Here is a 3,231-nt window from a genome sequence, read left to right on the forward strand (position 1 = left end):
CATAATAAATATTGGCAGAAGATTAAAGATTAGTTATTGTGACTAACTCTTTTGATTAGAACAAGAGAAACTTGAGAATTTTCGGTCAAATTTATTGACTCAAAATCAGCTGTACTTAATTTAAATGAATCAACCCTACCCAAACCCCGGAGCGCATTAGTTTTTCGGTGGGATGCTTACAGGCAGCTGCTGATACATTTGTCATCATTTAAGAGTCACTGATAATTGCTGATTTTCGGTATTTCTGCAATTGTACCAGTTACCCCTCACCCGCTCGCAGAAAAACTTAATATTTTTACTCTTGACAAATTTGCTTTAAGGTGCTAAAAAAATCAGGGTAAGAAATGCCGGCCGCTTCAGCGCGATGGATAGTGGTGGGTTGACGGGAATTGAGGGCAGCGATCGCTAGACTCATAGCAATGCGATGATCGGTAAAACTGTCCACTTCCGTGCCGAATAGGCCTGTACCGCCGGTAATCTCTAAACCATCGGGTAATTCCCTTACTTTTGCCCCTAGGCGATCGAGTTGGGTGGCCATCACCGTCAGGCGATCGCTTTCCTTTACCCGTAATTCCTCGGCATCCTTGATAATCGTCGTTCCTTGGGCAAAAACGGCCGCTACTGCCAAAATCGGAATTTCATCGATCAGACGGGGTATAATCTCACCGGCGATCGTGGTTGCCTGTAGTGGACTGGATTTCACCCGCAGATCCGCCACCGGTTCCCCCGTCACCACCCGTGGATTTTCGAGGGTGATATCTGCTCCCATTGCCTGTAAAACCTGTAAAACTCCAGTTCTAGTCGGGTTTATGCCCACATTTTCGATTAATAACTCGGAATTAGGCACAATTGCCCCCGCTACCAACCAAAAAGCTGCCGAACTGATATCTCCCGGTACAATCACCGTTTGTCCGGTTAAAGTGGGATAACCCGTCACCGTGACGCTATTAGTCTCCCCATCCACCTCAATATTTGCCCCAAAAGCGCGCAGCATCCGTTCACTGTGATCGCGAGATAAAGCGGGTTCCGTGATCGTGGTTTTCCCCTCCGTTAACAGTCCTGCGAGGAGAAGACAGGATTTCACCTGTGCAGAAGCAACGGGAGAATAGTAGTGGATCGGTTGCAGAGATTCCCCAGAAACAGCTAAAGGAGCCAAAGAATTGGCTTTTCTGCCCCAAATTTGCGCCCCCATTTCCCTTAGGGGTTTCACCACCCTGGACATGGGACGCGAGCGCAGGGAAGCATCACCGGTAACGACAAAAAAACGGTCCCGATGACCGGCCAATAATCCTAACATTAAGCGGATCGTCGTGCCGGAATTGCCCGCATCGAGGATTTCTAGGGGTTCCTCAAGATTGCCTAAACCCCTACCTTTGACGATCACTTTCTCGCTGTTGAGTTGGGAAATTTCCACACCCATGCAGCGAAAACAACTAGCGGTACTGCGGGGATCTTCGCCCAATAATAACCCATGAATGACGGTTTCACCTTCGGCGATCGCTCCTAACATCAGGGAACGATGGGATATAGATTTATCGCCGGGGATAGTGATTTTTCCCCGTAATCCCGTGATTTTGGCTGGATCGATGACTAAATCTTGATGGGATTGAAGGGGGTTAAGGGTGACAATAGACATGATCGTTAGGCAGATGAAGACAAGCTCGATCTATTTTCCCCCTTTACCTCGCCCTTTCCTTGTCAAGTTATGTAAAGAATATTAAGCTAGAAGCATTCAGTCATCAGTTTTTTGTTATGCCCACTACTGCCCAAGAAGTTTATAATCAAGTGGTCTGTCACTTGTCATCTGGGGAACGTTTGCGATTGGCCACAATCATTCTCAATCAACTTGTCGGCCAACAACAACAAGTATCGATCGATCAAAATGATACGTGGACTGAGGAGGATCAGATCGATCTTGTCAATTTTTCCCTAAACTATGCGGCCAAAACTTTCTCTGATGTGGAGGGGGTTAATTGGTGACGTTTTCCCCTGGAGATGTGGTGACAGTTGATTTTCCCGGTGTGACAGGAACGAGGGAAAGGACACAAAGATCGATCGCTCCTGTATAAGTTAAACTTATCACACAAAGAATAAGAGAGCCACCGATTGTTCCCTAACCCTACGATTTTTTACTAAAATAACTGATAACTGATAACTGATAACTGATAACTGATTATGTCTCGTCGTCAACTTTTGAGTTTTTTAATTGCAGTAATTCTGGCATTTTTTGCCCTTATTCCCGATGCTAACGCTTTAGGTGGCCCCCAACCTCCTTTAAACCAACCTGCACCCGATTTTACCCTACCGACTAACACGGGAGAAGGCAATATTTCCCTATCGGATTATCGGGGTAAGTGGGTAGTTTTGTATTTTTATCCCAAGGATTTTACCCCGGGCTGTACCCTAGAAGCGCGGCGTTTTCAGCAGGATTTGCCGAAATATATGGCTAAAAATACGCAAATTTTAGGGGTAAGTGCCGATGATGTCGATTCTCATGCGGAATTTTGTGACTCGGAGGGTTTAAAATTTCCCTTACTAGCAGATACTACTGGAGATGTTAGTAAAGCTTATGGTTCTTGGATGGGTTATGTTTCCCTGCGTCATACCTATCTTATAGATACCCAAGGGATTTTAAAAGAGATTTATTTAGGGGTAAATCCTGCCATTCACAGTGCCGAAGTTTTAGCACGTTTAGAGGAATTACAGGCGAATTCATAAAAAAAATCCCGACCACGATTTTTTCATCGGTGGGGGATTAACAACCTTAACCGAGATAATCAGGACTAATTGCAATCATCGTCCTTATCACCCTTACAGTCACGGTTTTGTAAAATTAGCGGCCAAGAGGAACGGTCAAAATGGTTATCTTGACTATTAACCGCTAAAGTGTGAGGAATTGAACCTAACAGCAAGGAGACCACAACAAACAAGGTTAACGAGATTTTCATGGCTTTACTCCCTTAAACACCATCAGGTAATTGACCTATTTTTAGCATAGGGCTTTCCTTCTAGGATGTCAGTCCCATTGCCAAGAGGGAGAAAGGGGTTAACATGGAAAAAAATGGAATATAGGTAGAATAAAGTAGAACCCATTGACATCCTCACCGCCGTAAAACGGACGGTGATTCCCAAACCTCACGATTTGGGTTTCTGCTTCTTTCCCTTGCGGGGTTCCGCACCTGCCTTAACAGATTTACTCTGTTCTGGTCTTATGGTCGCTCTACAGACTGA

The 3,231-nt window shown here is 45.1% G+C and carries 4 protein-coding genes; 2 read left to right on the forward strand and 2 right to left on the reverse strand.

Translation table 11 applies throughout. The features are described from left to right. Nucleotides 1-295: 295 nt before the first annotated feature. Nucleotides 296-1,636 (reverse strand): 3-phosphoshikimate 1-carboxyvinyltransferase, encoded by a 1,341-nt coding sequence (gene aroA, locus IM319_RS14450; RefSeq protein WP_287736013.1) that lies wholly within the window; start codon nt 1,634-1,636, stop codon nt 296-298. A gap of 116 nt (nt 1,637-1,752) precedes the next feature. Between aroA and IM319_RS14455 the strand changes: the two genes are divergently transcribed. Next, nucleotides 1,753-1,980 carry a hypothetical protein gene (locus IM319_RS14455; RefSeq protein WP_287736014.1) on the forward strand — a complete coding sequence of 76 codons (228 nt, stop codon included), beginning with the start codon at nt 1,753-1,755 and terminating at the stop codon, nt 1,978-1,980. Nucleotides 1,981-2,175: 195 nt separating this feature from the next. Continuing rightward, complete coding sequence (locus IM319_RS14460; RefSeq protein ID WP_287736015.1) at nt 2,176-2,718, forward strand: peroxiredoxin; 543 nt, start codon at nt 2,176-2,178, stop codon at nt 2,716-2,718. 65 nt (nt 2,719-2,783) lie between these two features. Here IM319_RS14460 and IM319_RS14465 read toward each other — a convergent pair whose 3' ends face one another. Continuing rightward, nucleotides 2,784-2,948 carry a hypothetical protein gene (locus IM319_RS14465; protein WP_287676829.1) on the reverse strand — a complete coding sequence of 55 codons (165 nt, stop codon included), beginning with the start codon at nt 2,946-2,948 and terminating at the stop codon, nt 2,784-2,786. Between the last annotated feature and the right edge of the window lie 283 nt (nt 2,949-3,231).

This window comes from Microcystis sp. M113S1, from assembly GCF_020246945.1.
Taxonomy (GTDB): Bacteria; Cyanobacteriota; Cyanobacteriia; order Cyanobacteriales; family Microcystaceae; genus Microcystis.